The organism is Actinokineospora xionganensis, assembly GCF_014323725.1.
Classification (GTDB): Bacteria; Actinomycetota; Actinomycetes; order Mycobacteriales; family Pseudonocardiaceae; genus Actinokineospora; species Actinokineospora xionganensis.
On the sequence record NZ_JABVED010000008.1, the window covers coordinates 293,886 to 318,883 of the forward strand.

Annotated in this window: 28 protein-coding genes; 7 read left to right on the forward strand and 21 right to left on the reverse strand. The window is 68.8% G+C overall.

Going from position 1 to position 24,998, the window contains the following annotated elements; genetic code table 11:
- Nucleotides 1-68: 68 nt before the first annotated feature.
- Nucleotides 69-428: a YidH family protein gene (locus tag GPZ80_RS16485; protein WP_187221238.1), complete on the forward strand. Its 360-nt coding sequence runs from the start codon at nucleotides 69-71 to the stop codon at nucleotides 426-428.
- Nucleotides 425-679, forward strand: a complete 255-nt coding sequence (locus tag GPZ80_RS16490; protein ID WP_187221239.1) for a DUF202 domain-containing protein — start codon at nucleotides 425-427, stop codon at nucleotides 677-679. The genes GPZ80_RS16485 and GPZ80_RS16490 overlap by 4 nt, the downstream gene beginning before the upstream one ends.
- Here the strand turns inward: GPZ80_RS16490 and GPZ80_RS32750 are convergent.
- The 6 genes from GPZ80_RS32750 to GPZ80_RS16515 all read right to left on the reverse strand — a co-directional run bounded on the left by GPZ80_RS32750 (nucleotide 669) and on the right by GPZ80_RS16515 (nucleotide 5,237).
- Nucleotides 669-1,223 (reverse strand): YncE family protein, encoded by a 555-nt coding sequence (locus GPZ80_RS32750; protein ID WP_246477151.1) that lies wholly within the window; start codon nucleotides 1,221-1,223, stop codon nucleotides 669-671. The two genes, GPZ80_RS16490 and GPZ80_RS32750, sit on opposite strands and share 11 nt — an antisense overlap.
- Nucleotides 1,220-1,897 (reverse strand): YncE family protein, encoded by a 678-nt coding sequence (locus tag GPZ80_RS32755; RefSeq protein ID WP_246477152.1) that lies wholly within the window; start codon nucleotides 1,895-1,897, stop codon nucleotides 1,220-1,222. Before GPZ80_RS32755 ends, GPZ80_RS32750 begins: the two co-directional genes overlap by 4 nt.
- 53 nt (nucleotides 1,898-1,950) lie before the next feature.
- Nucleotides 1,951-2,274, reverse strand: a complete 324-nt coding sequence (locus GPZ80_RS16500) for a hypothetical protein (protein ID WP_187221240.1) — start codon at nucleotides 2,272-2,274, stop codon at nucleotides 1,951-1,953.
- Between the two features lie 190 nt (nucleotides 2,275-2,464).
- Entirely contained in the window at nucleotides 2,465-2,881 is a 417-nt protein-coding gene (locus GPZ80_RS16505) for a hypothetical protein (RefSeq protein WP_187221241.1), read from the reverse strand.
- A gap of 92 nt (nucleotides 2,882-2,973) precedes the next feature.
- The gene (locus GPZ80_RS16510; RefSeq protein ID WP_187221242.1) at nucleotides 2,974-3,684 is read right to left on the reverse strand and encodes an alpha/beta hydrolase; all 711 of its coding nucleotides are present in this window, start codon (nucleotides 3,682-3,684) and stop codon (nucleotides 2,974-2,976) included.
- A gap of 191 nt (nucleotides 3,685-3,875) precedes the next feature.
- Entirely contained in the window at nucleotides 3,876-5,237 is a 1,362-nt protein-coding gene (locus tag GPZ80_RS16515; RefSeq protein ID WP_187221243.1) for an HNH endonuclease, read from the reverse strand.
- Between the two features lie 136 nt (nucleotides 5,238-5,373).
- Between GPZ80_RS16515 and GPZ80_RS16520 the strand changes: the two genes are divergently transcribed.
- On the forward strand, nucleotides 5,374-5,886 hold the full coding sequence (locus tag GPZ80_RS16520; RefSeq protein ID WP_187221244.1) for an ATP-binding protein: 513 nt from the start codon (nucleotides 5,374-5,376) through the stop codon (nucleotides 5,884-5,886).
- Nucleotides 5,887-6,229: 343 nt separating this feature from the next.
- Nucleotides 6,230-6,487: a hypothetical protein gene (locus GPZ80_RS16525; protein ID WP_187221245.1), complete on the forward strand. Its 258-nt coding sequence runs from the start codon at nucleotides 6,230-6,232 to the stop codon at nucleotides 6,485-6,487.
- Here the strand turns inward: GPZ80_RS16525 and GPZ80_RS16530 are convergent.
- From GPZ80_RS16530 to GPZ80_RS16580, 12 genes are all read right to left on the reverse strand, one after another.
- Complete coding sequence (locus GPZ80_RS16530; protein WP_187221246.1) at nucleotides 6,484-8,487, reverse strand: EAL domain-containing protein; 2,004 nt, start codon at nucleotides 8,485-8,487, stop codon at nucleotides 6,484-6,486. The genes GPZ80_RS16525 and GPZ80_RS16530 overlap by 4 nt on opposite strands.
- Before the next feature lie 133 nt (nucleotides 8,488-8,620).
- On the reverse strand, nucleotides 8,621-9,442 hold the full coding sequence (locus GPZ80_RS16535) for an SAM-dependent methyltransferase (RefSeq protein ID WP_187221247.1): 822 nt from the start codon (nucleotides 9,440-9,442) through the stop codon (nucleotides 8,621-8,623).
- A 91-nt stretch (nucleotides 9,443-9,533) separates the two neighbouring features.
- Nucleotides 9,534-10,418, reverse strand: a complete 885-nt coding sequence (locus tag GPZ80_RS16540) for an alpha/beta hydrolase (RefSeq protein WP_187221248.1) — start codon at nucleotides 10,416-10,418, stop codon at nucleotides 9,534-9,536.
- Nucleotides 10,415-12,691 (reverse strand): xanthine dehydrogenase subunit D, encoded by a 2,277-nt coding sequence (gene pucD / locus GPZ80_RS16545; RefSeq protein WP_187221249.1) that lies wholly within the window; start codon nucleotides 12,689-12,691, stop codon nucleotides 10,415-10,417. Before pucD ends, GPZ80_RS16540 begins: the two co-directional genes overlap by 4 nt.
- Nucleotides 12,688-14,052 (reverse strand): 8-oxoguanine deaminase, encoded by a 1,365-nt coding sequence (locus GPZ80_RS16550; protein ID WP_312880370.1) that lies wholly within the window; start codon nucleotides 14,050-14,052, stop codon nucleotides 12,688-12,690. Before GPZ80_RS16550 ends, pucD begins: the two co-directional genes overlap by 4 nt.
- Nucleotides 14,049-14,522 carry a (2Fe-2S)-binding protein gene (locus GPZ80_RS32760; protein WP_246477153.1) on the reverse strand — a complete coding sequence of 158 codons (474 nt, stop codon included), beginning with the start codon at nucleotides 14,520-14,522 and terminating at the stop codon, nucleotides 14,049-14,051. The genes GPZ80_RS16550 and GPZ80_RS32760 overlap by 4 nt, the downstream gene beginning before the upstream one ends.
- The gene (locus tag GPZ80_RS16555) at nucleotides 14,519-15,394 is read right to left on the reverse strand and encodes an FAD binding domain-containing protein (RefSeq protein ID WP_187221251.1); all 876 of its coding nucleotides are present in this window, start codon (nucleotides 15,392-15,394) and stop codon (nucleotides 14,519-14,521) included. The genes GPZ80_RS32760 and GPZ80_RS16555 overlap by 4 nt, the downstream gene beginning before the upstream one ends.
- A 13-nt stretch (nucleotides 15,395-15,407) precedes the next feature.
- Complete coding sequence (gene pucL, locus GPZ80_RS16560; RefSeq protein ID WP_187221252.1) at nucleotides 15,408-16,268, reverse strand: factor-independent urate hydroxylase; 861 nt, start codon at nucleotides 16,266-16,268, stop codon at nucleotides 15,408-15,410.
- Nucleotides 16,268-16,582, reverse strand: coding sequence for a hydroxyisourate hydrolase (gene uraH, locus GPZ80_RS16565; protein ID WP_187221253.1), 315 nt, complete (start codon nucleotides 16,580-16,582; stop codon nucleotides 16,268-16,270). Before uraH ends, pucL begins: the two co-directional genes overlap by 1 nt.
- Nucleotides 16,579-17,091 (reverse strand): 2-oxo-4-hydroxy-4-carboxy-5-ureidoimidazoline decarboxylase, encoded by a 513-nt coding sequence (gene uraD, locus GPZ80_RS16570; RefSeq protein WP_312880371.1) that lies wholly within the window; start codon nucleotides 17,089-17,091, stop codon nucleotides 16,579-16,581. The genes uraH and uraD overlap by 4 nt, the downstream gene beginning before the upstream one ends.
- A 98-nt stretch (nucleotides 17,092-17,189) precedes the next feature.
- Complete coding sequence (locus GPZ80_RS16575; protein ID WP_187221254.1) at nucleotides 17,190-17,660, reverse strand: flavoprotein; 471 nt, start codon at nucleotides 17,658-17,660, stop codon at nucleotides 17,190-17,192.
- Nucleotides 17,657-18,796: a helix-turn-helix transcriptional regulator gene (locus GPZ80_RS16580; RefSeq protein WP_187221255.1), complete on the reverse strand. Its 1,140-nt coding sequence runs from the start codon at nucleotides 18,794-18,796 to the stop codon at nucleotides 17,657-17,659. Before GPZ80_RS16580 ends, GPZ80_RS16575 begins: the two co-directional genes overlap by 4 nt.
- A gap of 138 nt (nucleotides 18,797-18,934) precedes the next feature.
- On the opposite strand from GPZ80_RS16580, the gene GPZ80_RS16585 reads away from it, so the two are divergent.
- Nucleotides 18,935-19,186, forward strand: a complete 252-nt coding sequence (locus GPZ80_RS16585) for an AMED_5909 family protein (protein ID WP_187221256.1) — start codon at nucleotides 18,935-18,937, stop codon at nucleotides 19,184-19,186.
- A gap of 65 nt (nucleotides 19,187-19,251) precedes the next feature.
- Nucleotides 19,252-19,602: a hypothetical protein gene (locus tag GPZ80_RS16590; protein ID WP_187221257.1), complete on the forward strand. Its 351-nt coding sequence runs from the start codon at nucleotides 19,252-19,254 to the stop codon at nucleotides 19,600-19,602.
- 155 nt (nucleotides 19,603-19,757) lie between these two features.
- On the opposite strand, the gene GPZ80_RS16595 is transcribed toward GPZ80_RS16590, so the two are convergent.
- The 3 genes from GPZ80_RS16595 to GPZ80_RS16605 form a co-directional block, all read right to left on the reverse strand.
- Nucleotides 19,758-20,132 carry an ASCH domain-containing protein gene (locus GPZ80_RS16595; RefSeq protein WP_187221258.1) on the reverse strand — a complete coding sequence of 125 codons (375 nt, stop codon included), beginning with the start codon at nucleotides 20,130-20,132 and terminating at the stop codon, nucleotides 19,758-19,760.
- A gap of 107 nt (nucleotides 20,133-20,239) precedes the next feature.
- Nucleotides 20,240-22,405: a 3-hydroxyacyl-CoA dehydrogenase NAD-binding domain-containing protein gene (locus GPZ80_RS16600; RefSeq protein WP_187221259.1), complete on the reverse strand. Its 2,166-nt coding sequence runs from the start codon at nucleotides 22,403-22,405 to the stop codon at nucleotides 20,240-20,242.
- A gap of 45 nt (nucleotides 22,406-22,450) precedes the next feature.
- Complete coding sequence (locus GPZ80_RS16605; protein ID WP_187221260.1) at nucleotides 22,451-23,665, reverse strand: acetyl-CoA C-acetyltransferase; 1,215 nt, start codon at nucleotides 23,663-23,665, stop codon at nucleotides 22,451-22,453.
- A 126-nt stretch (nucleotides 23,666-23,791) separates the two neighbouring features.
- On the opposite strand from GPZ80_RS16605, the gene GPZ80_RS16610 reads away from it, so the two are divergent.
- Nucleotides 23,792-24,994, forward strand: coding sequence for a TetR/AcrR family transcriptional regulator (locus GPZ80_RS16610; protein ID WP_187221261.1), 1,203 nt, complete (start codon nucleotides 23,792-23,794; stop codon nucleotides 24,992-24,994).
- The last annotated feature ends 4 nt before the right edge of the window (nucleotides 24,995-24,998 follow it).

Below are 24,998 nucleotides of genomic sequence, written 5' to 3' on the forward strand. Positions count from 1 at the left end.
GGCGATCATGTGTCCCCCGATTACGGCTCGCCGTGCCCGCACGTAACACGAGGTGGATGATCGACCATATGGACGAACGCTGGCCCCACCAGGTCTACGGCGTGGGCGAGGACCCCGACGCGCGGTTCACCCTCGCCAACGAACGCACCATGCTCGCCTGGATCCGCACGGCCCTGGCGCTGATCGCCGCGGGCGTCCTGGTCGACGCGGTCAACCTGCCCATCGCCGAGGGCCCCCGCCGCTGGCTGGCGGCGGGCTTGGTGCTGCTCGGCGCGATCACCGCGACCGGCGGCTGGTTCCGCTGGGCCCGCACGGAACGCGCGCTGCGCACCGGCACGCCCATGCCCGCGCCCACCTTGGGCGCGGTGATCGTCGGCGGCCTCGTGGTCGCGGCGGCGCTGGTGCTGGCGGTGATCCTGCTCCGATGACCCTGCACGTCGAACGCACCCGTCTCGCGTGGGCGCGGACCACGCTGGCCCTCATCGGCCTCGCCGCCGTGGTGATCCGGCTGCGCATCGACCAGCCGGTCCTGGTCGGCACCGCCACCTTCGCCATCGGCCTGCTGCTGCTCGCCACGCTGCGCGGCAACCGGCGAGCCGACGGCGCCATGCCCGCGGCGGTCGTCGGGCTGGTGCTGGTCGTCGTCGTGGTCGAACTGGTCGGAATCCTCAGCGGCTGAGCAGGCCCGCGTCGACCTTGCCGAGCCGCATGCGCTGCGGGTGGTCGCCGACCGGCACGCTGGAGACTTCCCGGCCGGTGGCGTAGGAGATCGCGGAGACCCGGTCGCTGCCGCTCCAGGAGACGAAGCAATGCGCGCCGTCGCGGCTCGGGGTGGCCCAGTACGGCTTGAGGCCGGTGCTGACCAGGCTCGGGAAGCTGAAGTCGGCCCGGTCGACGATCGCGGCGTAGTCCGACATCGTCCCCGCCACGCAGATCTTCCTGTCTTCGCCGCCTATCGCGATCCCGTGGTGTGCCGAGTCGAGCAGGTACTGCTCCCTCGGCAGGTCCTTCACGTGGTCGGCGATGGGCAGATTCGCGACTCGGGTCACCTTGTCGGCCACGAGGTCGTACTCGACGAAGCCGTGGAAGAACGAGACCTGCAGGTAGGCGTAGCGCTCGTTGTTGGTCAGCGTCATCGGCCGCACCGCGGCGCTCATCCCCGGATACCCGGCCTCGGCGAGCTTGGCCCCCATGTCGATCCGCTTGACCACCTGGTTGGTCACGGCGCGACGACCTGGAAGTACCGCGCCCCCTTGGTCGAGTCGAGCGCAGGAAGGTCGAGCGGGGTGTAGACGGTGCCGATGCTGGCATGGAAGATGCGCGCCGCGTCCCGCGAATACACGTTCTCGTGCGGCGAGTCCCCAGACGGGAAGGTGCCCACCTCACGCCCGGTCGCCACGTCGAGGATGTGCACAACGTTCGCCGTGGAAGCCGACACGGCGACCCGCGTCCCATCCGGCGACAGCGCCATGTGGTCGGACCGCTGCCCTTGGACCACGAACCGCCACACGACGGCGCCGGAGGCCAGGTCGATCGAGACGACGTCGGCCAGACTCGGCCGGGAGACGATCAGCCGTCGCCCGTCCGGCGTGGTGTACATGTCGTCGACGAACTGGTCATGCCCCTCGCCGACGAACTGCCGGATGGCAACGAAGTAGGCCAGGCGCACCGGGTTCAGATAGATCTCGGTCATCCGTTGACGGATGTCCGGGATGACGTCGACTCGCCCCAACCTGCGCAGCGGCAACTCAGTGGAGACGAGGTCGGCGGTGCCGTCCCAGTTGTTGCCGACGAAGAGCACCTCCCTCAGGGGAGCAGCTTGAGCGGGCACAGTCGGCACCACGACCGCCGCCACCACCGCAACCGCGGACAGCTTCGCGACCAGCTTGATCCACATCCGACCCTCGTTTCTCGGCGCCCGCAAAGGTCAACGACCAGCACACAGCCGGGTTACGCGAGGATCGTTCGCATATTGGCCGACAAGGTTTTGGCGAGAATCACCAGGAGCGCGCCCGCCCCGACCAGCAGCACGAGCGTGATCACTCCGAAGACGGCGACCTGGCGATACCGAATTGCGTGTCGCAGGCGGTAGTTGGCGGCCAGGGCAGCCACCGTGCAAGTGATTGGAGCCACCCAAGACCAGTCGGGGTGGACTACGAGTCCGACGACAGCAAGCGCGCCGAGGAAGAAGCTCAAGATCATGGCGTAGAGACTGCCGCTCTTGACGATTCCGTCTTGCCACGCCAGAGGCAGCAGGCTGTCGTCCACCACCATCCAACTCTCGGTCTCGGCCAACCTTCGTTCGGGTTGTTCTACACGTTCCAACCGCACCTTGATCCACCGGAGACTCAAGCGCAAGGTGCCTCTGGGGTTCACGACGAGGGCGGCGACTGCTCACCGCATGAGCGGGAGGTTCAAGCGCCCACCGGCATGAACCAAGCGTGTCGAGCACAGAGTCCGACTGTCAGTTCTGCGGCGCAGGCGTTCCTTCTGGCCAAACGCACGGCGAGGTGGAGATCACGTAGAAACCGCCGACGTCATTAGCCTTCAGCGAGATTCGGAAGCTGTCGTTCTTGTTCTCCGCCCACAGGTACATGTCTTTGGGCCGCGAGTCCTCCAGTATCTGGAAGTTGTGAGTTTCCCACCATTGTTTGATGGTGTCGAAGTAGGCGTTGTAGTCGGCTGGCGGAAGATCGTGTATTTGGTACGAGTGGGATTCCGTGACGCGACCGCGTGGTCCGTTGTCGGTGGGGTCGTCGCAGTTCTGAGGTGTGCTGAGGCGTTGTTCGAGCCGTGCCTCCTTAGGGAGAAGAGCGACGACTGCGTGGATGTTCTCCTCCACCCGTCGTGCGGCCTCCTGTTGTGTGATCGTGTTGCGCATTTCGTCTCCACAGCCAGATATGAGGATGGTCGACAAACCGAGCGTGACGAGCGCCCGTCGACGGGGGCCAGATTTTCTTGTGGCGACTCTGTTCATGTTGTCGGTTTCCCCGCGATGATGTTTCCCATATTATTCAACGCCTTATTCTCTTGGTCCCAGTATTGGCTGTGGGCTTCAGTGCTGTACCCGGTCCAACTTGATGTTCCTGGGTCGGAGGTGAACACGTTGCCGCCGAACATGGGGCCTGCGGGGTCGGGTCCGTGGACGTCGAAGGGTTCTTTGAACACGTTGGTGACCTGGATGACGTCGTGCTTGGCGACGGTGGAGTGGACGTTCTCGGGTGGCAGGCCGAGGTCTTCGGCGCGGCTGACGCCGGTTCCGGGGCTGCCGACGAAGACGACGTCGTCGGCGTTGATGTTCATGTCGCGGGCGGTGTGGCCGATGACGGTGGAGCCGTAGCTGTGTCCGATGACGGTGTTGTGCGAGGGCGTCCCCTGATGGGTGGCGCGTAGGCCGTCCTGGAAGCGGTCCAGGTCCTGGCGGGCGTTCTGTGCGTAGTCCTCATCGGCGGCGGCGACGAGATCCTGCGGGGCGTCGTAGCCGATCCAGGTGATCGACGCGGTGGACGGTGAACCCGCCTGCTTCGCTGCGTCGACCATGCTGTCGGAGCGGCCGATGTCGGTGCCGCAGGTGCCGAGCCTCGCGCCGGTTCCGGGCACGAAGGTCGCGACGTTGGCCGCGGTGTCGGGGTTTCCGATTGCGACGATGGCACGGCCGTTGCCGGAGCTGTCGATACCGAGCAAGTAGGCCTGCTGTTGGCCGGCCTGCGGTGAGGTGAGCCGCTTCTCGATGGTGTCGAGTCCACCGAGCGAGTATGACGCAACCGGCCACGCTCTGGAGCCAGACGACTACAGAAGGGAGTAGAACTACCTACTGCTCTCCCATGCCTCTTGATCATCTGGCCGACAGTCAGGCGCGCCGGTGTCCGACGGACTCACTTCACGAATCGGTTCGCCCGGTGCCAAGCGAAGTACGGTTCCGTGCCTGGCCGGTGCGCAGAGCAGCGCCGGGTGCCCACGAGGGTCACGTGGTCGGCGAACCGTCCACTCGGCATGGCTTCCGCAGTCCGGATCCAGCCGTCCTTGTCGACCGTGATGTACCCCAGTTCGAACAGCATGTCGCAGCCGAAGGCACAGGCGGCCATCGCGACATTGCGCAGGTCGCGGCGCTCTTCGTCGGTACACTGCGACCGGGGCTTGATGTGGGCGGCGACCAGGTAGCGCAGCGGGAACGTGTCTCCGCACAGTGCGCACTGAGCGGTGTCGTCGGTGCCCACGACCAGCTTGCGCAGCTCCGCCTGCTCAACTCGGCGGACGGCGGCGGTCATCTTGTCGAGGGTGTCCGGCGGCAGCGACGGCAGCGTCGCCTTGGTGACCGAGTCGAAGGCCGTGCGGATCTCGATCATCGCCCGCTCCGCCACCCCTGCGAGACCGACCCGGTCAAGCAGGTCGGCTTGATCGGCGAGGTCGGACAAGTGCTCGGTACGCAGGACGTAGATCGATTCGGCCCGCACGACCGGGTTGGCAAGCAGAGCGGCCGCGTCTTCGGTGAACCCGGCGCGGGCGTCCGTGTCCGCTGCGGTCGGCGGGCCAGCCAGGTTATGCCTCTCCCAGAGTGTCGAGTCGCTGCCGAGGTGCCAGAACGGATACCGCGGTGCGGCCGACGCTCCGAAGTCTCGCAGCAGGTCGCCGACCTCCTTGTCGAATTCCGGCCAGTCGAACAACCGGCCCTCACCAGCTGCCAGGCGACCGAGCGCCCAGAGGAGCGCGATCGGCTCGCGAGCGGGCTTCCCACCCGAGTTGTGGACCTTGAGCGACTTCAGGGACGCAATGAGATCATCGACCAGCAGCGGCGCGGCCAGGTCCCGCTCCAATCGCGGGCCGTCCGCGATCCCGTAACCAGGCACTTCGAGGACCAGACGCATGCGTTTGCGGTTGTTGCCCGCCTTCGGAGCGCCCTCTTCCTGGCCGATCCGGCCCTGCGCACTGGTCAGCCGCTTGCGCAGCGCATCGAAGTCGGAGGCCGGACTCAGCTGGATTGAGCCGTCGGTGAGTAATCGTTTGTGGAGCGGCAGGTCGGCAGTCTTCTTCGACTCCACCGCCGCGGAGACGATCACCGCCGACCGCTGGGCCAGTCTGCCGAGGAGCACCACCAGGGCGGGCACGTAGTCCCGGTTACGTGGCCCGTTCTTGGTCCTCCCACCAGCGCTTTCGAAGGTCATCGACAGCTGCCCGTCGTGGGCCTCGACGGCGAACTCCGCGATGAGCGGTGTACCTGAGTCTGTGAACGGTTGCACAGTTCCACCATTCCCGATCAAGGTCACGGTGACGATTCGGTCAGTCCTGGGACAGGAAACCGCCCCAGGGTGTCGGTGCCGCACCTGATCGTGGCACCATCTTGCGCACGCGCGGGCGGCACCTGAGGGAGATCGGATGAACGACCGGACCGAACAGGTCGATGACCTCCAGCTAGTCGCCCTGCCCAGTGCGATCGGCTGTGCCGAGATGTTCGTCCGGTTCTCACTGACCGAGTGGGCGCTGCGGGACATGCGTGACGTGGCCGCGGAGGCGGCCAGGGTCGTCACCACCGCGGTGGTGGACTCGGTCAATCCGGCTGCCCCCGGGATGATGACCGCGCGGGTACGGCTGTCCGGCGCCGACCTGATCTTCGAGGTCGAGTCGCAGCTGCCGGTGCCGACGCCCGCCATTCCCGGTGTGGCGCGGGTGGGGACCACCCAGATCGACCACGGCCGCTACATCGTCTGGTTCGCCCTGGCCCTGCCCAGCGGCATGAACGCCTCGGCGGTGCCGCTGCCCCGACGCCAGCGCAAGGCCTCGCAGGCCGCGCGGGCGGCGGTGCCCGACGAGCCGATGACGACCGACCCGGACGTCATGCGGCGGATCTTGTTCGGCCTCAACGGCTCCCCCGACCAGCGCCGCACCTAGTGGCTCGTCCAGGAACGTTGGCCGGGTATCGGCGTGGTCACGGCGTCGCTGCCAAGGCGCGGGGACAGCGCTCGTACCGGGTTGTACTTGGCTGTTCCCGCAACGCGGGCAGCGGCGTCGTGGGCATGTCGAGACCCGGTCAACGTTCCTGGACGGGCCACTAGCAACAAGGCCTGGGTATCTGGGGGCCGAAAGTCCCCTCTTAAAGTGTGTCGACGCAATCTGGTCACTCTTTGTAACGTCGGCGGGGTGAAGGTCCGATGCAACCTTATGACGGGCTCACGCATCTAACACCTCACCAGCTACGAATACGAAGTAACCCACAGACCAGGGGGGACCCGAAATGTCCGAGCCACACGAACTGAGTCATCGCACCCTCGCAATGCTGCGAGCCGTCGCGGCGGGCCGCGCGCACATCAGCTGCGGGCGCGAACCCGACCTCTACATCGACGGGGTGCCCTTCTGCGACCAGTTCAGCGCCCACTCGCTGACCCACGACGGCTACATCGCCCCGGGCACCGGCCGCTTCGGCCAGCTCGTCGCCGCGACGCTGACCCCCGCGGGCATCCGCGCGCTCGAGTCGGTGGCCGTCGCCGCCTAGGCGACCACGTTCTCCAAGCTGTCGGGCGCGCCGAAGTGCGCGCCCACCGCGTGGTCCGCGCCCGCCCGTCGCCACCAGTCGGCCTGTTCGGCGGTGTCGACGCCGGGCACCAGGACGTCGCGACCGGACTCTCGGACCATCGGCAGCAGCTCCAGCACGGACCGCACGAACATCGACTTGGGGTCCGGCGCCGTCCCGATCCGCTCGACGACCCGGTGGCCCAGCCGCACGGCGTGCACCGGGTGGTCCTCCAGGCAGGCGACGTCGCCGGGGGTCTGGCCGAAGCCGGTCAGCACGATCCGCACGCCGAGGTCGACCAGCACGGACACGTTGTCCTCAGCCTGCGAGTCGGCCAGCGCCGAGACCGGGACACCCAGGTCCAGCCGCTCCAGGCCACCAGCCCGGCGCACGGTGCCCACGAGGTCTTGGTCGGCCGCCTGCTCGTCGGTCAGTTCCATGTACAGCCGCGCGACAACGTTCGCGGTCCGCTCGCAGGCGACGCCGAGTGCCCACTGGTCGACCGGGACGCTGAGCCCGGTGTCGCGCAGTAGTTCGCGGCAGCGGTCGTGGCCAAGGCGCCCGTGGACCGGGCTGTCCCAGTGCAGCAGCGCCTCCACGGCGACCGTCGTGCCGCTCTCCAGCTCCACGACCGGCCGGAAGTCCAGGTCGAGTTCGCCGCTCTCCCACGCGCCCGGGATGGACGCGGTGAGCCGGAGGCGGTCGCGGGCGGCGAGGTCGTCGGCCTCGACGAGACCCCACTGCCTGCGTCCGGACAATTTGAGTCTGCGCAGCGTGATGTCGGTGACCCGCAGCAGCTCCGCGGGTTCGGTGCCTGAGCGCGGTGAACGCAGCACGGCGATCGACGCCGTCACCGCGACGCCCTCACCGTCCACATAGGTCGGTTCGGCCAGCGCGTCGTTGATGTCGGTGGCGACCGCGGCCACATCGTGGCGACCCGGTATCAGCAGGGCGAACTCGTCGCCCGCGATCCGGGCGAGGGCGCCCTCGTACTCGTCGGCGATCACCGCGAGCCTGCCCGCGATGGCGCTGAGCAGCTTGTCGCCCGCGTGCCTGCCTATTCCGTTGTTCACCACACCGAAACCGTCGAGTCCTATGTGGAACAGCGAGACGTCGGCCGCGCCGCCCATCGACTCCTCGAGCCTGCCCTCGAACGCCTGGCGGTTGGCCAGGCCGGTGAGCATGTCGCGGGTGCCCTGGGTGCTGAGCCGGTGTTCGATCAGGTGCAGGTCGGAGATGTCCTCCACCATGGTCACGTGGTGGTCCGGCTTGCCGTCCCGGTCACGCAGCAGGGTCACCGCGACCCGGACCCAGGCCGTGTCACCGTCGGCGCGGAGGAACTGGGTGCGTTCGCGGACCGTGTCGCACTCGCCCGCCAGGAGTTCGGCGTAGCGCTCCCGCAGGAAGTCGGCCTCGTCCGGGTGGAACACGTCGTCGAGGCGCTTGCGGAACAGCGTTCCCTTGCGGTAGCCGAGCATCTGTTCGAGTGCCTCGTTGGCGCGCGCGACACCGCCGCCGAGGTCGCTGATCAGCATGCCCACCGCGGACGTCGCGAACACGTCCTGGAAGCGCGCCTCGCTGACCTGCAGGTCGCGCTCGACGTTCTCCTTCGCCCGCACCAAAGCGTGCCGGACGTCCTCCTGCTCGGAGAACAGCCGGTCGCGGGTGGCGGCGGCGAATCCCGCCGCCACCGACGCGAGCGCGGGGAAGACCTCAGCCGGGGCGACACCCTCCACTTCGGACAGGCCGGTGCCCAGCACGTCGATTGTGGCGCGGATGCAGCCCGCCTTGTTGAACCCGGCCGCGACCAGGTCCTGGCCGATCTCCACCGCCGGGGCCAGGTCGGCTCCGGGGCGCACGCAAGCCGCGAGACGGGCGACAAGTTCGCCCAAGCCACTTTCGATGTCGTCGCGCGAGCGCGAGACATACACGACCTGGTTCAACGCCGCGGCCCATCTCCTGGCCAGCTCAGCACGGTCCACAGCGACCGTCCGGATGGCGGATCATCGGTGTCCTTCTCGACTGCTTACTGAAAGATATGCGCCGGAGAGCTATCACTCTGCACCCATTCGGGTACATCGCGCCACTCGTACCCACGCACAGCGGGCATTCCGCTCAGCCGTTCGAGTGCCCCACCGGCTTCTGGGCGACACCGGCGTACAGATTCGAGCGTTCGGCGTCGGCCGTGTCCTCCGCCCGCTCGGGCCGCCACTGCGGCGTGAGGACCAGACCGGGCTCGACCAGGTCGAAGCCGTCGAACATCCGGGTGATCTCCGCGTGGCTGCGCGGGAAGATCGGGTCCTGACTGTTCTTGAACACCTCGACCGCGCCCGCCATGCCCGCGGGCGCGTGGTCCCACGTGAAGGCCGAGAGCGCGAGGTAGCTGCCGGGCGCGATCGCGTCGCGGTAGCGGGCGGCCAGCGCCCACGGGTCGTCACCGTCGGGGATGAACTGGACGACGCCGACCATGAGCAGGCCCAGCGGCTTGTCCAGGTCGAGCAGCTCCTGGGACCGCGGCGCCTGCAGGATCTTGTCCGGGTCCCGCATGTCGGCCTGCAGGACGGCGGCGTTCTTGTTGCCCTCCAACAGGAGTTCGCTGTGCGCGACCGCGACCGGCTCGTAGTCGACGTAGACGACGCGCGCGTCGGGATTGACGTCCTGGGCGACCTCGTGGACGTTGCCCACGGTCGGGATGCCCGATCCCAGGTCCAGGAACTGGGTGATGCCCTGGTCGAGCAGGTAGAGGACGGCGCGGCGCAGGAAGGCCCGGTTGAGCCTGGCCATGTCGCGCGCGGGGACGACCGTCACCAGCTTTTCGGCCAGGGCGCGGTCGCCGGGGAAGTTGTGGCCGCCGCCGAGCAGGTAGTCATACACCCGCGCGGCGCTGGGCAATTCGGTGTTGACACCCTCGGGCACCCAGCTTGCCGTGTCAGTCACGATCCACCTCGGGATTGGGGTAAAGGTCTAGGCCAGACTAACGACAACTCATGTCGTCCGATCGGGTCATCCTTGGCCAATTGATCTTCACCTAGCGTGATGATCCGGGCAAGCTCTCCCGGAGGAAGAGCGCGGTCTCCTCGACGGCCTTCTTGACGTGCGGCTCGGCGTCGTAGAGGTCGACGTGCCGTTCGCAGTCGAGCCACACCGCGCGCTTGACGCCGGTGGCCCGTTCGTAGAGCCGCTCGGCGAGTTCGGGCGAGCAGTAGTCGTCCACCTTGCCGTGCACGACGAGCAGCGGTGTCGCGGCGAGCAGTTCGGCACAGTTCAGCGCGTCGAACGTCATCAGGGAGTGCAGCGAGCCCCGGGTGACCTCGTTGGTCCAGTGCTCGGCCGCGCCGCGTTCGGTGCCGTAGTAGGAGTACGGCTCCTCCCCCGCCATCGCGGCCTCCCCGTCGTCGGGCGCGACGGCCGGGATGAGGTCGTCGTATCCCGCGAGGAACACGCCCAGCGCGGCCCGGTAGGCGTCGATCCCCATCCGCTCGGCGAAGAACGCGGGACTGTTGTAGGCGCCTGCGATCCCGGCGACAGCCCTGACCCGCGGGTCGGTCGCCGCTGCCCGCATGACGTAGCCGCCGCCCAGGCAGATCCCGACCAGCCCGATGCGGTGCGCGTCGATCTCCGGTCGGGCCGCGAGCAGGCTCACCGCGGCCCGCAGGTCGGCCAGCTTCCCTTGGGTGTCCTCATGTCCGTGCCTGCCGCCGCTCTCACCGAAGCCGCGGTGGTCGAAGGCGAACGTGGCGAACCCGGCCGCGGTGAGCTTCTCCGCGTAGTGGCCGACGACCTGCTCCTTGACCCCGGTGAACGGCCCGCTCAGCGCCACCGCCGCGTGCGGGCCCTCGGTGTCAGGGATCCGCAGCTCGCCGACGATGATCACGCCGTCGGACCAGAACTCCAGCCGTTCGGTGACACTCATGTCGTTTCCTCGGTCTCGGTGATGTGCTCGGGCCGCACCGGCACCCGGGTGAGCGCCTTCCCCGTCGCCGCGCGGATGGCGGCGACGATCGCGGGCGTCGAGGAGATGGTCGGCGGCTCGCCGACGCCACGCAAGCCGTAGGGGGCGTGCGGGTCGGCCAGTTCGAGCACGTCGAGCGGCATCGGCGGCATGTCGAGGATGGTCGGGATCAGGTAGTCGGTGAACGACGGGTTGCGGACCTTGCCGTCGACGACCTGGATCTCCTCCATCACCGCCAGCCCGAGGCCCTGCGCGGAGCCGCCCTGGATCTGGCCTTCCACGGCCTGCGGGTTCATCGCCTTGCCGACGTCCTGCGCGCAGGCGAGTTCGACGACCCGGACCAGGCCCAGTTCGACATCGACGTCGATGACCGCCCGGTGCGCCGCGAAGGCGTACTGCACGTGCGCATTTCCCTGCCCATGCGAATCGAGCGGCCCGGTGGGCCGGTGCCGCCACTCGACAGTGTGCTCGACGACCTTGTCCCCGAGCAGCTCGACGAGGTCGGCGACCACGACGTCGTCGTTGACGATCTTGCCGTCCTCCAGCCGGGCGTCCGGGCTCTCGGCCAGTTCCAGCACCTCCGCGCGGACCTTCTCGCACGCCGCCCGCACCGCCCCGCCGGTCACGTAGCTCTGCCGCGACGCGGAGCTGGAGCCCGCGCTGCCGATGTTGGTGTCGGCGGGCAGGACGGTCACCTGGGCCACGCCCAGCTCCGTCCGGGCGATCTGCGCCTGCAGGGTCACCAGTCCCTGGCCGACCTCCGCGGCGGCGGTGTGCACGGACACGACGGCCTCGCCCGCGACCACCTCCAGCCGGACCCGGGCGGTGGAGTAGTCGTCGAACCCTTCGGAGAAGCCGACATTCTTGATGCCGACCCCGTAGCCCACGCCGCGCACGACCCCTTCGCCGTGCGTCGTGTTCGATACCCCGCCGGGCATCTCCCGCAGGTCGTCGGCGGCAGGCGGGGGCATCGGCTTGTCCCGCACCAGCTTCAGCAGCTGCTCGACCGGCGCGGCGGAGTCGATCACCTGCCCGGTCGGCATCCGTGAGCCCTCGCGGACGGCGTTGCGCAGGCGCAGCTCCACCGGGTCCATGCCGAGCTTCTCGGCCAGCAGGTCCATTTGGGACTCGTAGGCGAAGCACGCCTGCACCGCGCCGAATCCGCGCATCGCACCGCAGGGCGGGTTGTTCGTGTAGACGCCGTACGCGTCCATGTGGACGGACTCGACCTCATACGGTCCGACGCCCAGCGTGGCCGCGTTCGCCACGACGGCCGTAGTGCTCGACGCGTACGCGCCACCGTCGAGGACGATCCGGGCCCGCACGTAGACGAGGTCGCCCGCCTCGGTGGCGCCGTGCTCGTAGCGCAGCCGCGCCGGGTGCCGGTGGACATGGCCGAAGAACGACTCCTCGCGCCCGTAGACCATCTTGACCGGCTTGCCGGTGTGCATCGCCAGCATGCAGGCGTGGACCTGCATCGACAGGTCCTCCCGGGCTCCGAACGCGCCGCCGACGCCCGCGAGGGTGAGCCGCACCTTCTCCTGGGGCAGCCGCAGCGCCTCGGCGACCTGCTTCTGGTCGACGTGCAGCCACTGGGTGGCGACGTAGAGGTCGATCCCGCCGTCCGCCGCGGGGACCGCCAGGCCGGATTCCGGGCCGAGGAACGCCTGGTCCTGCATGCCGACGCTGTACTCGCCGGTGACGACGACCGGGGCCGTCGGCTCGGGGTCGCCGGTGCGGACGCGGACGTGTCGGACGCAGTTGCCCGTCTCGTTATCCGGGTGCAGGACGGTCGCGTCCGGCCGCAGGGCGTGGTCCATGTCGGTGACGGGCTCGAACACCTGGTATTCGACCTCGATCGCGGCGACCGCCCGGCGCGCCGTCTCCGGGTGGTCCGCGGCGACGATCGCGACCGGTTCCCCTTGGTAGCGAACGATGTCCTCGGCCAGGATCGGCTGGTCGGCGTGCTCAAGGCCGTACCGGTTGCGGCCGGGCACGTCCGCCTGGGTCAGCACCGCGTGCACCCCGGGGATCCGCAGCGCGCCGCCGACGCCGATCAGCTTGATCCGGGCGAACGGGTGTGGGCTGCGCAGGGTCGCGCCCCACAGCATCTCGTCGGCCCACAGGTCCGAGGAGTAGGCGAACTCGCCCTTGACCTTCAGCGCGCCGTCCGGGCGGACCGGGCTGTGGCCGACGCCGCCTTCGGTGCGGGTGCGTTCGGAGGAGCGGGTCATCGCAACATCCCCGCCTTGCGGGCCAGCCGGACGCTCGCGGCGTTGAGGTCGCGGGCCACGTCGGCTTCAGTGACCAGGCAGGACTCGTCGTCCTCGATCACCGTGTTGCCGCCCGCCAGCAGCAGCGCGAGCGGTGGCAGTGAGCCGAACACCAGGGCCGCCACCGGGTCGGCGATGCCCGCGTGTTCCACGCCGGTCAGCCGCCACAGGGCGACGTCGGCGAGCTTTCCAGGTTCGAGTGAGCCCAGTTCTCGTTGTCTGCCAAGGCAGGCCGCGCCGCCCATGGTGGCCAGCCACAGCGCGCGGCGGGCGTCGAAAGAGGCAGCGCCATCGCGCAGCCGGGCCAGGTACATGGCCTGCCGAAGCTCGCCGCCGAGTCCACCATCCTCATTGGACGCGGCACCGTCCGCGCCGAGCCCCACGGGGACGCCGGCGGCCAGCATGTCCGCGACCCGGGCGATACCCGCGCCCAGCCGGGCGTTGGACGTCGGGCAGTGCGCGACGCCGGTCCGGCTCTGGCCCAGCGTGCGGATGGCACCGTCGGAGAGGTGCACGCCGTGGGCAAGCCATACGTCCGGCCCGGTCCAGCCGAGGCGTTCGGCGTACTGGACCGGGGTGCAGCCGAACTCCGAGAGGCACTGCTTCTCCTCTTCGAGAGTCTCGGCGAGGTGGGTGTGCATCCGCACGCCCGCGGCTCGGGCGAGTTCGGCGGCGCCGGTCATCAGGTCGGCGCTCACCGAGAACGGGGAGCAGGGGCCGACCGCGACGCGGATGAACGAGGTGGGCGACGGGTCGTGCCACCGCGAGATCGCCTCACCGGTGCCTTCCAGTGCGGCGGCGGTGTCCTCGACGAGGGAGTCCGGGGGAAGGCCGCCGGTGGACGTGCCGCGGTCCATCGAGCCGCGCACGGCGTGCAGGCGGATGCCGACCTCGGCGGCGGCGTGGACGGTCGCGCCGAGCAGGTCGCCTGCGTCGCGGGGGAAGACGTAGTGGTGGTCGGCGGCCGTGGTGCATCCCGTGCGCGCCAACCGAACCAGGCCCGCGGTGGCGGCGGCGCGGGTGGTCTCCTCGTCGATGCCCGCCCACACGGGGTAGAGGCGCACGAGCCAGTCGAACAGGTCCGACTGCTGGGCGAGGCCGCGGGTGGCCCACTGGTAGAGGTGGTGGTGGGTGTTGACGAAACCGGGCGTCGCCAGGCAGCCACGGCCGTCGACCCGGCGGTCGGCGGGCAGGTCGTCCGGGGCCGGGCCGGGGCCGACGGATTCGATCAGCCCGCCGTTGACCACCACATGGCCGTCGGTGAACTCCGTGCCCGCGGCGTCCACAGTGGCCACCGCGGCGCCTTCGATGACCGTCCTCACGAGACACCCTCCATCCGGGACGCCGCGAGGCGCACCGCGTCGAGGATCTTCTCGTATCCGGTACAGCGACAGAGGTTTCCGGCCAGCGACTCGCGGATCTCGGCGTCCGTCGGCTTCGGGACGCGGCGAACGAGGTCGTGCGTGGCGACGATCAGACCCGGGGTGCAGAACCCGCACTGCACGGCGCCGGTCTCGACGAACGCCTCCTGGACCGGGTCGAGCCGGTCGCCGTCGGCGAGCCCCTCGACCGTGCGCACCTCGCGGCCCTCCACCTGCCCGGCCGCGACCAGGCAGGCGCATACCGCGACTTCGTCGAGGAACACCGTGCAGGAGCCACATTCCCCTTGCTCGCAGGCATTCTTGGAGCCCGGCAGGCCCAGTCGCTCGCGCAGCACGTAGAGCAGGCTCTCCCCTTCCCAGACGTCCTCGGCGACCTTCTCCTCGCCGTTGACCAGCACCGTCACCCTCATGTAGACCAGCTCCCAGTCCGGTAGTCCGCCCAAGCCCACGCCAGCGTCCGCCGGGCGAGCACGCCCAGCGCGTGCCGCCGGTACGCCGCGGTGCCCCGCACATCGTCGATCGGGTTGGCCGCTTCGCTCACCAGCTCACCGAAACGGCGCACCATGCTGTCCGGCAACGGTTCCCGCGTGTCCCATAGGCCGTCGATCTCGGTCTCGGCGAAGGCCTCCGCCTCCGGCGCCCGCAGCGGTGTCGGCCCCGCCGAGCCGATACCGGTGCCGACGGAACGCTTGCCCGCGTTCAGCGCGAGGCCGAACGAGCAGACGGCGATCACCATCGCGTTGCGGGTGCCGACCTTCGCGAACTGCTGCGGGCCGGAGGCGATCGGAACCCTTGCCGCCACGATGAGTTCGTCCGGTTCGAGCACGGACCTCTTCGGGCCGATGAAGAACCCACCGGCCGGAATCCGCCTGGTCCCACGGGTCGACGACGCGACTTCGACCTCGGCGGCGCAGGCCAGCAGCGGCGGGTGCGCGTCACCGGCGGGGGACGCGGCGCCGAGGTTGCCGCCGACCGTGCCCCGGTTGCGGATCTGCGGCGACCCGACGGTCCGCGACGCCATCGCCAGGCCGGGCAGCTTGGCGCCCAGCTCGGTGATGATCCGGTTGTACGGCACGCCCGCGCCGAGCCGGACCATGTCGTCGTCGACCTCCCACTCGGCCAGCTCGGCGACGCCGCCGAGGTCCAGCAGCGCGTCGGGCCTGCGGACGTCGAAGTTCAGCTCCACCATCACATCGGTGCCACCCGCGATCGGCACCGCCCGCGGGTTCGCCGCCTTGGCCTCAAGTGCCTCGGCGAGGGTCGTCGGTCGCAAGAAGTCCATTGTGGAATATCCCCTACCACCAAGCCAGGCCCGCATCGGGCGCGTCGGAACGACGGACGGTGCCTTCGATCAGGCCATAGGGGCGGTCGGCGGCGTGGAACACCTCTCCCGGGTTGTCCAGTCCGAACGGTGCGAGGTCGACAAGGAAGTGGTGTTTGTTCGGCAGCGTCAGGCGAACCTCGGCGAGGTCGTCGTCGCCTTCGAGGACCCGCTCGCCCATCGCGTGCAAGGTCTGTTGCAGGGAAAGGCTGTGGGTGTCGGCGAAGGCGGTCAGCAGCCGGTCACGGGCTCCCGCAAAGGCTTGCGCCCAGTCGCGCTCGGTGGACGTGTGCCGCCAGTTCGCGGTGACGGCGGTGGCCAGGATGCGGTCGTGGGTCTCGGGGAGCGTGGTGTAGCGGTCGCGCGGGAAGCCGTGGAACTCCGAGCCGGTCGTGTTGAGCACCACCAGGTCCGCCACACCGGACACCACCCAGGCGGACTCGCCGTCGCAGGTCGCGGTGGCGGTCCGCGTCCCCGCGCCGCGGGCGAAGGAGTGCCCGGTCGCGGCGATGCGGTCCCAGGAGTACTGCTCGATCCGCACCCGGGCCTTCTTGATCTCGTCCGTCGTCGTCACGAAGTGACGGACCAGGCGCAGCGCGAAATCCTCGATCTCGCCGACTCCGTCGCGGGCGAAGGCGTAGACGGTGTTCTTCTGCGTGTCGGTGGGCAGCACGCCGCTGTTGTCGCCGGTCAGGTGGGTCGCGGCGAGATCGCCCGCGAGGGTGGTGGTGACGTTGAGGTCGGAGATCGCGTGGGTGTCGCCGTCGCGGTCGACCCGGACCAGGCGCGTCTCGGCCTTGCCGTACTGGTTGTCGCCAAGTTCGAAGGTCCCCATCAGCTCCCCCGGTAGGTCGAGTAGCCGTAGCCGCTGATCAGCAGGGGCACGTGGTGATGCCGGTCGTCGCGGACCATGAACGCCACCACCACCTCCGGGTAGAACGCGGTCGGGCCAAGGTACTCGCCGGTGTCGAAAACCAGCCGGTGTTCACCCGGATCGGCCGCCCAGCCGAAGATCCGCCCGTCCGTGTCGGTCTCGCCCCGGTCGACCTCCCGCCACTGCCCGTCGCGGCGCTCGTCGTGGCGCACGGGGATGCCCACCGCGGGCTTGCCTCGGGCGGTGTCGAGGACGTGGGTGGAGAGAGTGGTCATGCCTCAGCCAGCTTCACCAGCCGCAACGCGGCGATCTTCCGCAGCTCTTGCCGAACCTCTTCGCGCTCGGCGGCGATGTCGTTACGCAGCCGGCGGCGAGCTTCGGCGAGGATGGCGTCGGCGGTCAGCCCGGTGGCGCAGATGAGGAAGACGTGGCCGAAGCGGTCCTCGTAGTCCACATTCGCCTGTTTGAGCTCGTCACCGGCGCCGACGGCGGCGGCCTGCTCGTCCCGGGACCACCCGGCCTCGCGGTTTTCGCCCACGGCCCGGTCCCCGATGCGGGGGTGGGCGTCGAGGGCGTGGCGCAGGTCGTCCCAAGCGAGCGCCCGGAACACCCGATCGGACCGCTCGACGAGCTGAGTGACGTCACGGTAGGGCCGCCCCACCACCATTTCCCCAGCCCAGCGCCGCGACGAGCAACAAGCCAGCAGGTCCTCGAGAGCACCCGCCGGGTCGGCGTCATTGAATCTCCACAGGAACGAGTCGCCGGGCACCCTGCCAGTAGACACCGCCACGGCACACCCGGCCACCGACGGAGCTGATTCTTGTCCGATTCCGGTCCAGTTGAGATCAAAGTCAGGATTTGATCACCCTGTGGTTGCTTTTGCTAACGGTCGAGAGCGGTGAGGACGGGGTTCCAGCCGGTTCGAATGCACTCGTTCGGGAGGACCTCGACTCCCCAGCTCTCCAGCGATCGCAGGCTGCGGTCGAAGGCCGGGTGCGCGGCGAGGGTGGCCTTCGCGTACGGGCAGACGATGGTGCGAATTCTCAGCCCTATCGACTCGTTGAGAATGCCTAGCGCAAACGAGTCGCTGATGCCCGCCGCCCACTTGTTGATCGTGTTGAACGTGGCCGGGACCGCGACGATCACGTCGGCGTGCGGCCATTCGACGGACTGAAGGTCGTGCCGCACCGGGTTTCCGGTCTGGCGGGTGAGTGCGTCAAGGTCAAGCCAACCCGCGGCTGTCGGCGTGGCCGCGAGGCACACGTCCCATCCGTTGTCCTGCAAGGCATCGATGAGCGTGCCGACCTGAAGGGCGGGCGGTGCGGCGGAAACCACGAGGTAGACGACCTTCATCGAGCTACCTCAGCGCGACGGGCCAGCGCGCGCAGGCCGGGCGTCGTGCCCTGCCGTTCGCGACCGAGCAATGTGACAAGGACGCCGCGCGCAGCGGCGTTGCGCGACACAGACTGCTTCGCCACGCGTTCCGCCTCCAGTAGATGCAGCACGGCGACCGCGTCGCTGCCGTGATCCGCGGCGGCCTGAGCGAGGTCGATATGCACCTGCGACCGGCGGCCACGAAGGACGGCGGGCAGGCGGTCGGTGTCGATCCGCTCCCCGAGCCGCTGCGCCGAAGGGGCGTCGCCGAGCGCGGTCGCCACCGAGAGCTGATGGATCGCCACATTCGTCGGCCCGAACGCCGTCCAGCCATGGTTCGCGTCCACACCAAGGCGAGCCGCAAGCACCTGCGCCTCGATCAGACGGCGGCCGGCTACAGCGGAAGCCCCTTCTCTCGCCGCCAGTACGGCAAGCAACAGGGTCAACGCACCACGCGCCGACAACGCTGCGCGGTCCTTCTTGTCCGACAACGGCTCCAGCGCCACAACTGCGCATTCCTCGGCGGCGGCCCGGTGACCGGCCTTGAGCAAGGCGCATCCGACTTGGTACTGGGCCACGCCCACCAGCGCGGGCCGCTCGCTCTCCATCGCGGACCGCAATGCCCGATCGGCGGCCACGCATGCAAGAGCCGAATCGCCGATCTCCGTGGCCAGCTTCGCAGCGACGACATAGGTGGCCGCAGACGAACTCGAAGGCTGGGGCGTGGTGATCAACGAGGGAAGAACCCTTGCGGTGGCTTCGTAATCAGCCTGCTGGTACAGGCGATGAACGTCGTCGACGGAAGGCAGCGCACGTATGGATGCCATTTCGGCGCCACCAAACATCGCCCGGCGAAGCCCAGCGAGGAGTGGGTGACTTTCCTGCTCAGGCTCGGGGTTTGTCGGTTCGACGAAGGACCTGAGCATTCCGGCGAGTTCGTCGGGCGTGCAACCCAGCTCGGTCGCGAGATGTGGTCGTATCCATGGCTGAGGTTCGATCGTGGTCGTTTCCCACCGCACGACCGTGGACCGTTCGACGCCCAATCGCTGAGCCAGCGCCTCCTGGCCGAGCCCGACCGCCTTCCGTGCACGGGCAAGCCGCACGCGCTTGGGCATTCCACTCCTTCCGACGACCCGCAGTGCGACAACGGTAGCTCAGAGTCGCTGCTCAACGCCGCTTTGCGTCATTTCTGCGCCACTCGCTGCGCCCCAGATGCTGTGGTTCGCGGTGATCAGCAGCGGTTGAGTCAAGTCATGCCACGTCCGACGCCGCCTAAGACGCTTTCGCAGACTCACGAGCTGGTGATGAGCTTCCGGCCCGCCTATTCCGCTCCGCCCGCCGAGTGGAAAGCGTTCCGTGAGAAGGCCGCCAGGCTCTACAACGAGATCGCCGACATCGACCGCCACCATCACCACGAGGCGATGGCATGGGCCAGTTCAGAGCGGGAGAAGGCAGCGGAGATCGGGCGCGCGATGCGGGAAGCGCGGGCGATCGAGGCAAAATGACAAGACTTCGACGGTGTCCTCGGCCGACAATCCATCGCGAACTCCGCCGACTGGAGAGCAGAACCATGAGCCAGGTCAGAACGACCACCCTGTGGCGCCCCACCGGCCCGGAGGAGCTCGACCTGCTGCGCCAGGCGGACTGGCGACGGTGGCCGCCCAGGCTCCCCGAGCAGCCGATTTTCTATCCCGTCCTCAACGAGGACTACGCGGTCAAAATCGCGAAGGAGTGGAACGTTCCGCATCACGGCGTGGGCTACGTAACCCGGTTCGAGGTCGACAGCGACTTCCTGACCCGATACCCGGTCCAGCAGGCGGGCGGCCGAACCATTCTCGAACTGTGGATCCCCGCCGAGGATCTCGACGAGTTCAACGACCACATCGTCGGCCCCATCGAACTCATCCATGAGTTCCGATAGCGAACCGGGCTGCCCACCGCCGAAGGGGTGGGCAGCCCCACATCACCGGCGCGACGGCCAGAGCGTGCAAACCGGGCGTCGGTCCCTGTCGTTCGCAGGCAGGCAATCCCCCGCGGGGCCTCATGATGGCCTGCTGACACGGGCGTCGGACCGAGTCAGGCGGGCCGGGATGGGTCGACGAGTTCGATGCCGATGGCGACGACGCCGAGCGCTTCGCGCTCGGGAGGATAGATCTGTCGGATATTGGCGAGCTGATCTTCGCGGGTCGCGAGCGGGTTGACCGAGGCGACAGTCTCATGGTCGAACATCTCGTCGAACGACTTATAGCGGGCGATTCGGGTGACGCGGGTGAGGACCTCGTCGCCTTGGCAGCGGAATCGGATCAGCGAACCGGGTTTGATCTTCTTGCGGCTGGAGTCGTCGACGCGGATCTCAGTCGTCTTGCGGCCGGTGGCGATGAGGTCGAAGTAGCGCTTGTAGATGCCCATGTCGTGGGTGCGGGCTGGCAGGTTGATCCGTCGGGCGGTCATGAGGCGGCCGAGTTCCTTGATGGTGAACTAACGGAAGAAGCGCTAAAGCCCAGTATAGAAAGGGCTGCCCACCGCCGAAGCGGTGGGCAGCCCCTCATCACCAGCGATTACTCGAAGATCTCGCCCTTCTCAGCCTTCTCCACCAGCGACGCCGGCGGGTTGAACCGGTCGCCGTAGCGCTCGGCCAGCTCGCGGGAGCGGGCGACGAAGGCGGGAATGCCGCCCGGGTAGCCGTTGATGTACTGGATGACACCACCGGTCCAGGGCGGGAAGCCGATGCCGAAGATGGACCCGATGTTGGCGTCCGGCACGGTCCGCAGGACTTCCTCGTCGAAGCACTTCACGGTCTCAAGGGCTTCCGCGAAGAGCATGCGCTCCTGCATGTCCTTGAACGGGACCTCCACGCTGCCCGCGGCGAAGGCGTCGGCGAGTCCGGGCCACAGGCCGGTCCGCTTGCCCTCGTCGTCGTACTCGTAGAAGCCCGCGCCCGAGGAGCGGCCCTTGCGGTCGAACTCGTCGATCAGGCGGTCCAGCACCCCCTCCGACGGGTGCACGTCCCACGTGCCGCCCGCCGCCTCGATGGCCGCACGCGTTTCCTGCCGGATCTTGCGCGGCAGGGTGAAGGTGAGCTCGTCGAGCAGCTGCAGCGGCGCGGCCGGGTAGCCCGCCTGCAGGCCCGCCTGCTCGATCGACGACGGCGCGACGCCCTCGCCGATCATGGCGACGGCCTCGTTGATGAAGGTGCCGATCACGCGGCTGGTGAAGAAGCCGCGGCTGTCGTTGACGACGATCGGGGTCTTCTTGATCTGCAGCGTGTAGTCGAACGCCTTGGCCAGCGCGACATCGCTGGTCTTCTCGCCGACGACGATCTCCACCAGCGGCATCTTGTCGACCGGGGAGAAGAAGTGCAGGCCGATGAAGTCCTCCTGCCGCTTCACCCCGTTCGCCAGGTCGGTGATGGGCAGCGTCGAGGTGTTGGAGCCCAGCAGCGCGTCGGGCGCGACCAGGTCCTCGATCTCGCCGAAGACCTTCTTCTTCAGGTCCGGGGACTCGAAGACGGCCTCCACGACCAGGTCCACCCCGGCCACGTCGGCCGGGTCGGCCGTGGGCGTGATGCGGGCCAGGACCTCGTCGGCCTTCTCCTGGGTCAGCTTGCCCCGGGACACGGCCTTGGCGAGGATCTTCTCCGAGTACGCCTTGCCCTTCTGCGCCGCCTCAAGGGAAACGTCCTTGAGCACGACCTCGATGCCCGCGCGGGCGCTGGAGTACGCGATGCCCGCGCCCATCATTCCGGCACCCAGGACCGCGACACGTCGGGCGGTGTACTGCGGCTGGCCGTCGGGGCGGCTGTTGCCCTTGTTGATGGCCTGCAGGTCGAAGAAGAACGCCTTCGTCATGTTCTTCGCGACCTGGCCGACCACGAGGTCCACGAAGTACTGCGTCTCGATCTTCTGCGCGGTGTCGATGTCGACCTGGCAGCCCTCGATCACGGTCGCGAGGATGTTGCGCGGGGCGGGCATCGGCGCGCCCTTGAGCTGCTTGCGCAGGTTCGCCGGGAACGCGGGCAGGTTCGCCGCGAACGCCGGGTGCGACGGGGCGCCGCCGGGGATCTTGAAGCCCTTGGCGTCCCATGGCTGCGCGGCCTCGGGGTTGGCCTTGATCCACGCCTTCGCCGAGGAGATCAGCTCCTCCGGGGTGGACACGACCTCGTTGACCAGGCCCAGTTCCTTGGCCTTGGCGGGCTTGTGCCGCTGACCCTGCAGCAGCACGTTGAGCAGCGCGCTCTGGATGCCGATCAGGCGCGGCACGCGGACGCAGCCACCGCCACCGGGCAGCAGGCCAAGCGACACCTCGGGCAGGCCGATCTCGCTGCCCTTGACGTCGAGCGCGACCCGGTAGTGCGTGGCCAGCGCGAGCTCAAGGCCGCCGCCGAGGGCGGCGCCGTTGATGGCGGCCACGACGGGCTTGCCGAGGGTCTCCAGCTTGCGGAAGTCGGCCTTCATGCCGTCGCAGCGCTCGGTGATGGCCTGCGCGTCCTCCGGTCCGGCCTGGATCAGCATGCGCAGGTCGCCACCGGCGAAGAAGGTCTTCTTCGCCGAGGTGATCACGACACCGGTGATGGAGTCCTTTTCGGACACCAGGCGGTCGACGGTCTCGGTGAGCGACACGCGGAAGGTGTCGTTCATCGTGTTGGCCGACTGGCCCGGGTCGTCCATCGTCAGGGTCACGATGCCGTCGGCGTCGGACTCCCACTTGAACATGTTCTCAGTCATCTGTGTTCTCTCCGGGATCAAGCTGGCGGGTGGGCGGGTCGACGATCAAAGGCGCTCGATGATGGTCGCGACGCCCATGCCGCCGCCGATGCACAGGGTGATGAGGGCGCGCCGGGCGCCGCGCCGCTCCAGCTCGTCGACCATGGTGCCGGTGATCATCGCGCCGGTCGCGCCAAGCGGGTGGCCCATGGCGATCGAGCCGCCGTTGACGTTGATCTTCTCGTGCGGGATCTTCAGGTCCTTCATGAACTTGAGGACCACCGCGGCGAAGGCCTCGTTGAGTTCCCACAGGTCGATGTCGTCCGGCGTCAGACCGGCCAGCGCCAAGGCCTTCTGCGCGGCCGGGGTGGGGCCGGTGAGCATGATGGTCGGCTCGGCGCCGGTCACCGCGGCGGAGACGATGCGCGCTCGCGGGGTCAGGCCCGCGGCCCGACCGGCTTCCTCGTTGCCGATGAGCACCAGCGCGGCGCCGTCGACGATGCCCGAGGAGTTCGCGGCGGTGTGCACGTGGTTGATCTTCTCGACCCAGTGGTACTTCTGCAGCGCCACCGCGTCGAAGCCGCCCATGTCGCCGATGCCCGCGAACGACGGTCCGAGCTTGCCCAGACCCTCCACAGTGGACTCGGGGCGCATGTGCTCGTCGTGGTCGAGGATCGTCACGCCGTTACGGTCCTTCACCGGGACCACGGACTTGGCGAAGTAACCGGCCGACCACGCGGCCGCCGCGCGCTTCTGCGACTCGACGGCGTAGGAGTCCACGTCGTCGCGACTGAAGCCCTCGATGGTGGCGATGAGGTCGGCGCTGATGCCCTGCGGGACGAAGTACGAGTCGTAGTTCGTCTCCGGGTCGTTGAACCAGGCGCCGCCGTCGGAGCCCATCGGCACACGCGACATCGATTCGACGCCACCGGCGATCATGAGCTGGTTCCAGCCGGAGCGGACCTTCTCGGCCGCGGTGTTGACCGCTTCGAGGCCTGAGGCGCAGAACCGGTCGAGCTGCACACCCGCCACCGTGTCCGGCAGACCGGCGGCGACAGCGGCGGTGCGCGCGATGACCGAGCCCTGGTCGCCGACCGGGGACACCACGCCGAGCACGATGTCGTCGATGGTCGCCGGGTCGAGGTCAGGGTGGCGCGCGGTGAGCTCGTCGATGAGACCGACGACGAGCGAGATGGGCTTGACCCCGTGCAGCGATCCGGTCTTCTTGCCGCGGCCGCGCGGCGTGCGGATCGCCTCGTAGATGAAGGCTTCGGTACTCACGCTCGTCCGATCCTCTCCTCAAGTTCTTGAGCTAATGCCCATTAACATAGTGCCGTTGTTTCGCAGGTTGTCAACCTCTCGGCCCTGCTCTAACGTGGTTAGTCGAGTCTCACTGAAGGGGGTTAGGTGACAGCGGCGCCGGTACGCAGACCACGCAACCGCAAGGCCCAGTTGGCCGAGGCGGCCGCTGACCTGTTCGGCAAGCGTGGCTATCACGCGGTAGGCGTCAACGACATCGCCGCCGCGGCGGGCATCACCGGGCCGGCCGTCTACCGGCATTTCCCCAACAAGCAGGCCGTCCTCGGCCACGTGCTGCTCACGGGCGTCGACGTGCTGACCGACCGGCTCCGCGACGTCGCCGCCGCCGCCGAGGGCGACCCGCACAGCTGCGTGGGACCACTGCTGCACACCGCCGCCGCGGTCTCCATCGAGCAGCGGGAACTGACCGCGCTGTGGCGCTGGCAGGGCCGTCACCTGCACGAAGGCGACCAGAAGGAGATCCGCAGGCGGGTCGGCACCCTGCTCGCGCAGGTCATCGCGGGCCTGCGCGGGCTGCGTCCAGAGCTGTCCGCCGCGGATGCCCACCTGCTCAGTTTCGCCGCGATGAGCGTGTACGGCAGTGTGGGCGACCACCACGTCAACTTCGCCCGCGAGCCGTTCGAGCTGCTGTTGGCCCGGCTGGCCGAGGCCGTCGTGCTCAGCGATGTGGTCCCGGCCACTCAGGACGCCCCCCAGGCAGCGTGGCGTGCCCGCACGCAGATGCCCGCATCTCGGCGTGAAGAAGTCCTCACGGCCGCGACCAGGCTGTTCCGCGACCACGGCTACCACGCGGTGAGCATGGAGGACATCGGCGCGGTCACCGGCATCGCCGGGCCCAGCATCTACCGGCACTTCGCCGCGAAGTCCGACATCCTGCTCGCCGCGAGCCGACGGATGGCCGACCGGCTGCAACTCGGCCTCGACACCGCGCTCGCCGAGGCGGCCGACCCCGCCGACGCGCTGCACCGACTGACCAGGTCTTATGCCGACACCGTGCAGCGTTCCGACGACCTGATCGCGGTGTACACGAGCGAACTGGTCAACCTGCCCGAGCGCGACGCCAAGGAGCTGCGCAGGCTGCAGCGCGGCTACGTCGCCGAGTGGGTCCGGTTGCTGCGCGAGATGGGTCCGGCCCTGACCGAGCCGGAGGCCAGGGTCGCGGTGCACGCGGCGCTGACGGTGGTGAACGACCTGCCCCGCACGGGCAGGGTCAAGTCTCGACCCGCTTTGACAGCGGAGATCGCCGGGTTGGCGATGGCGGTCCTGCGGGAGGCGGCACACGGCTCGTAGACAG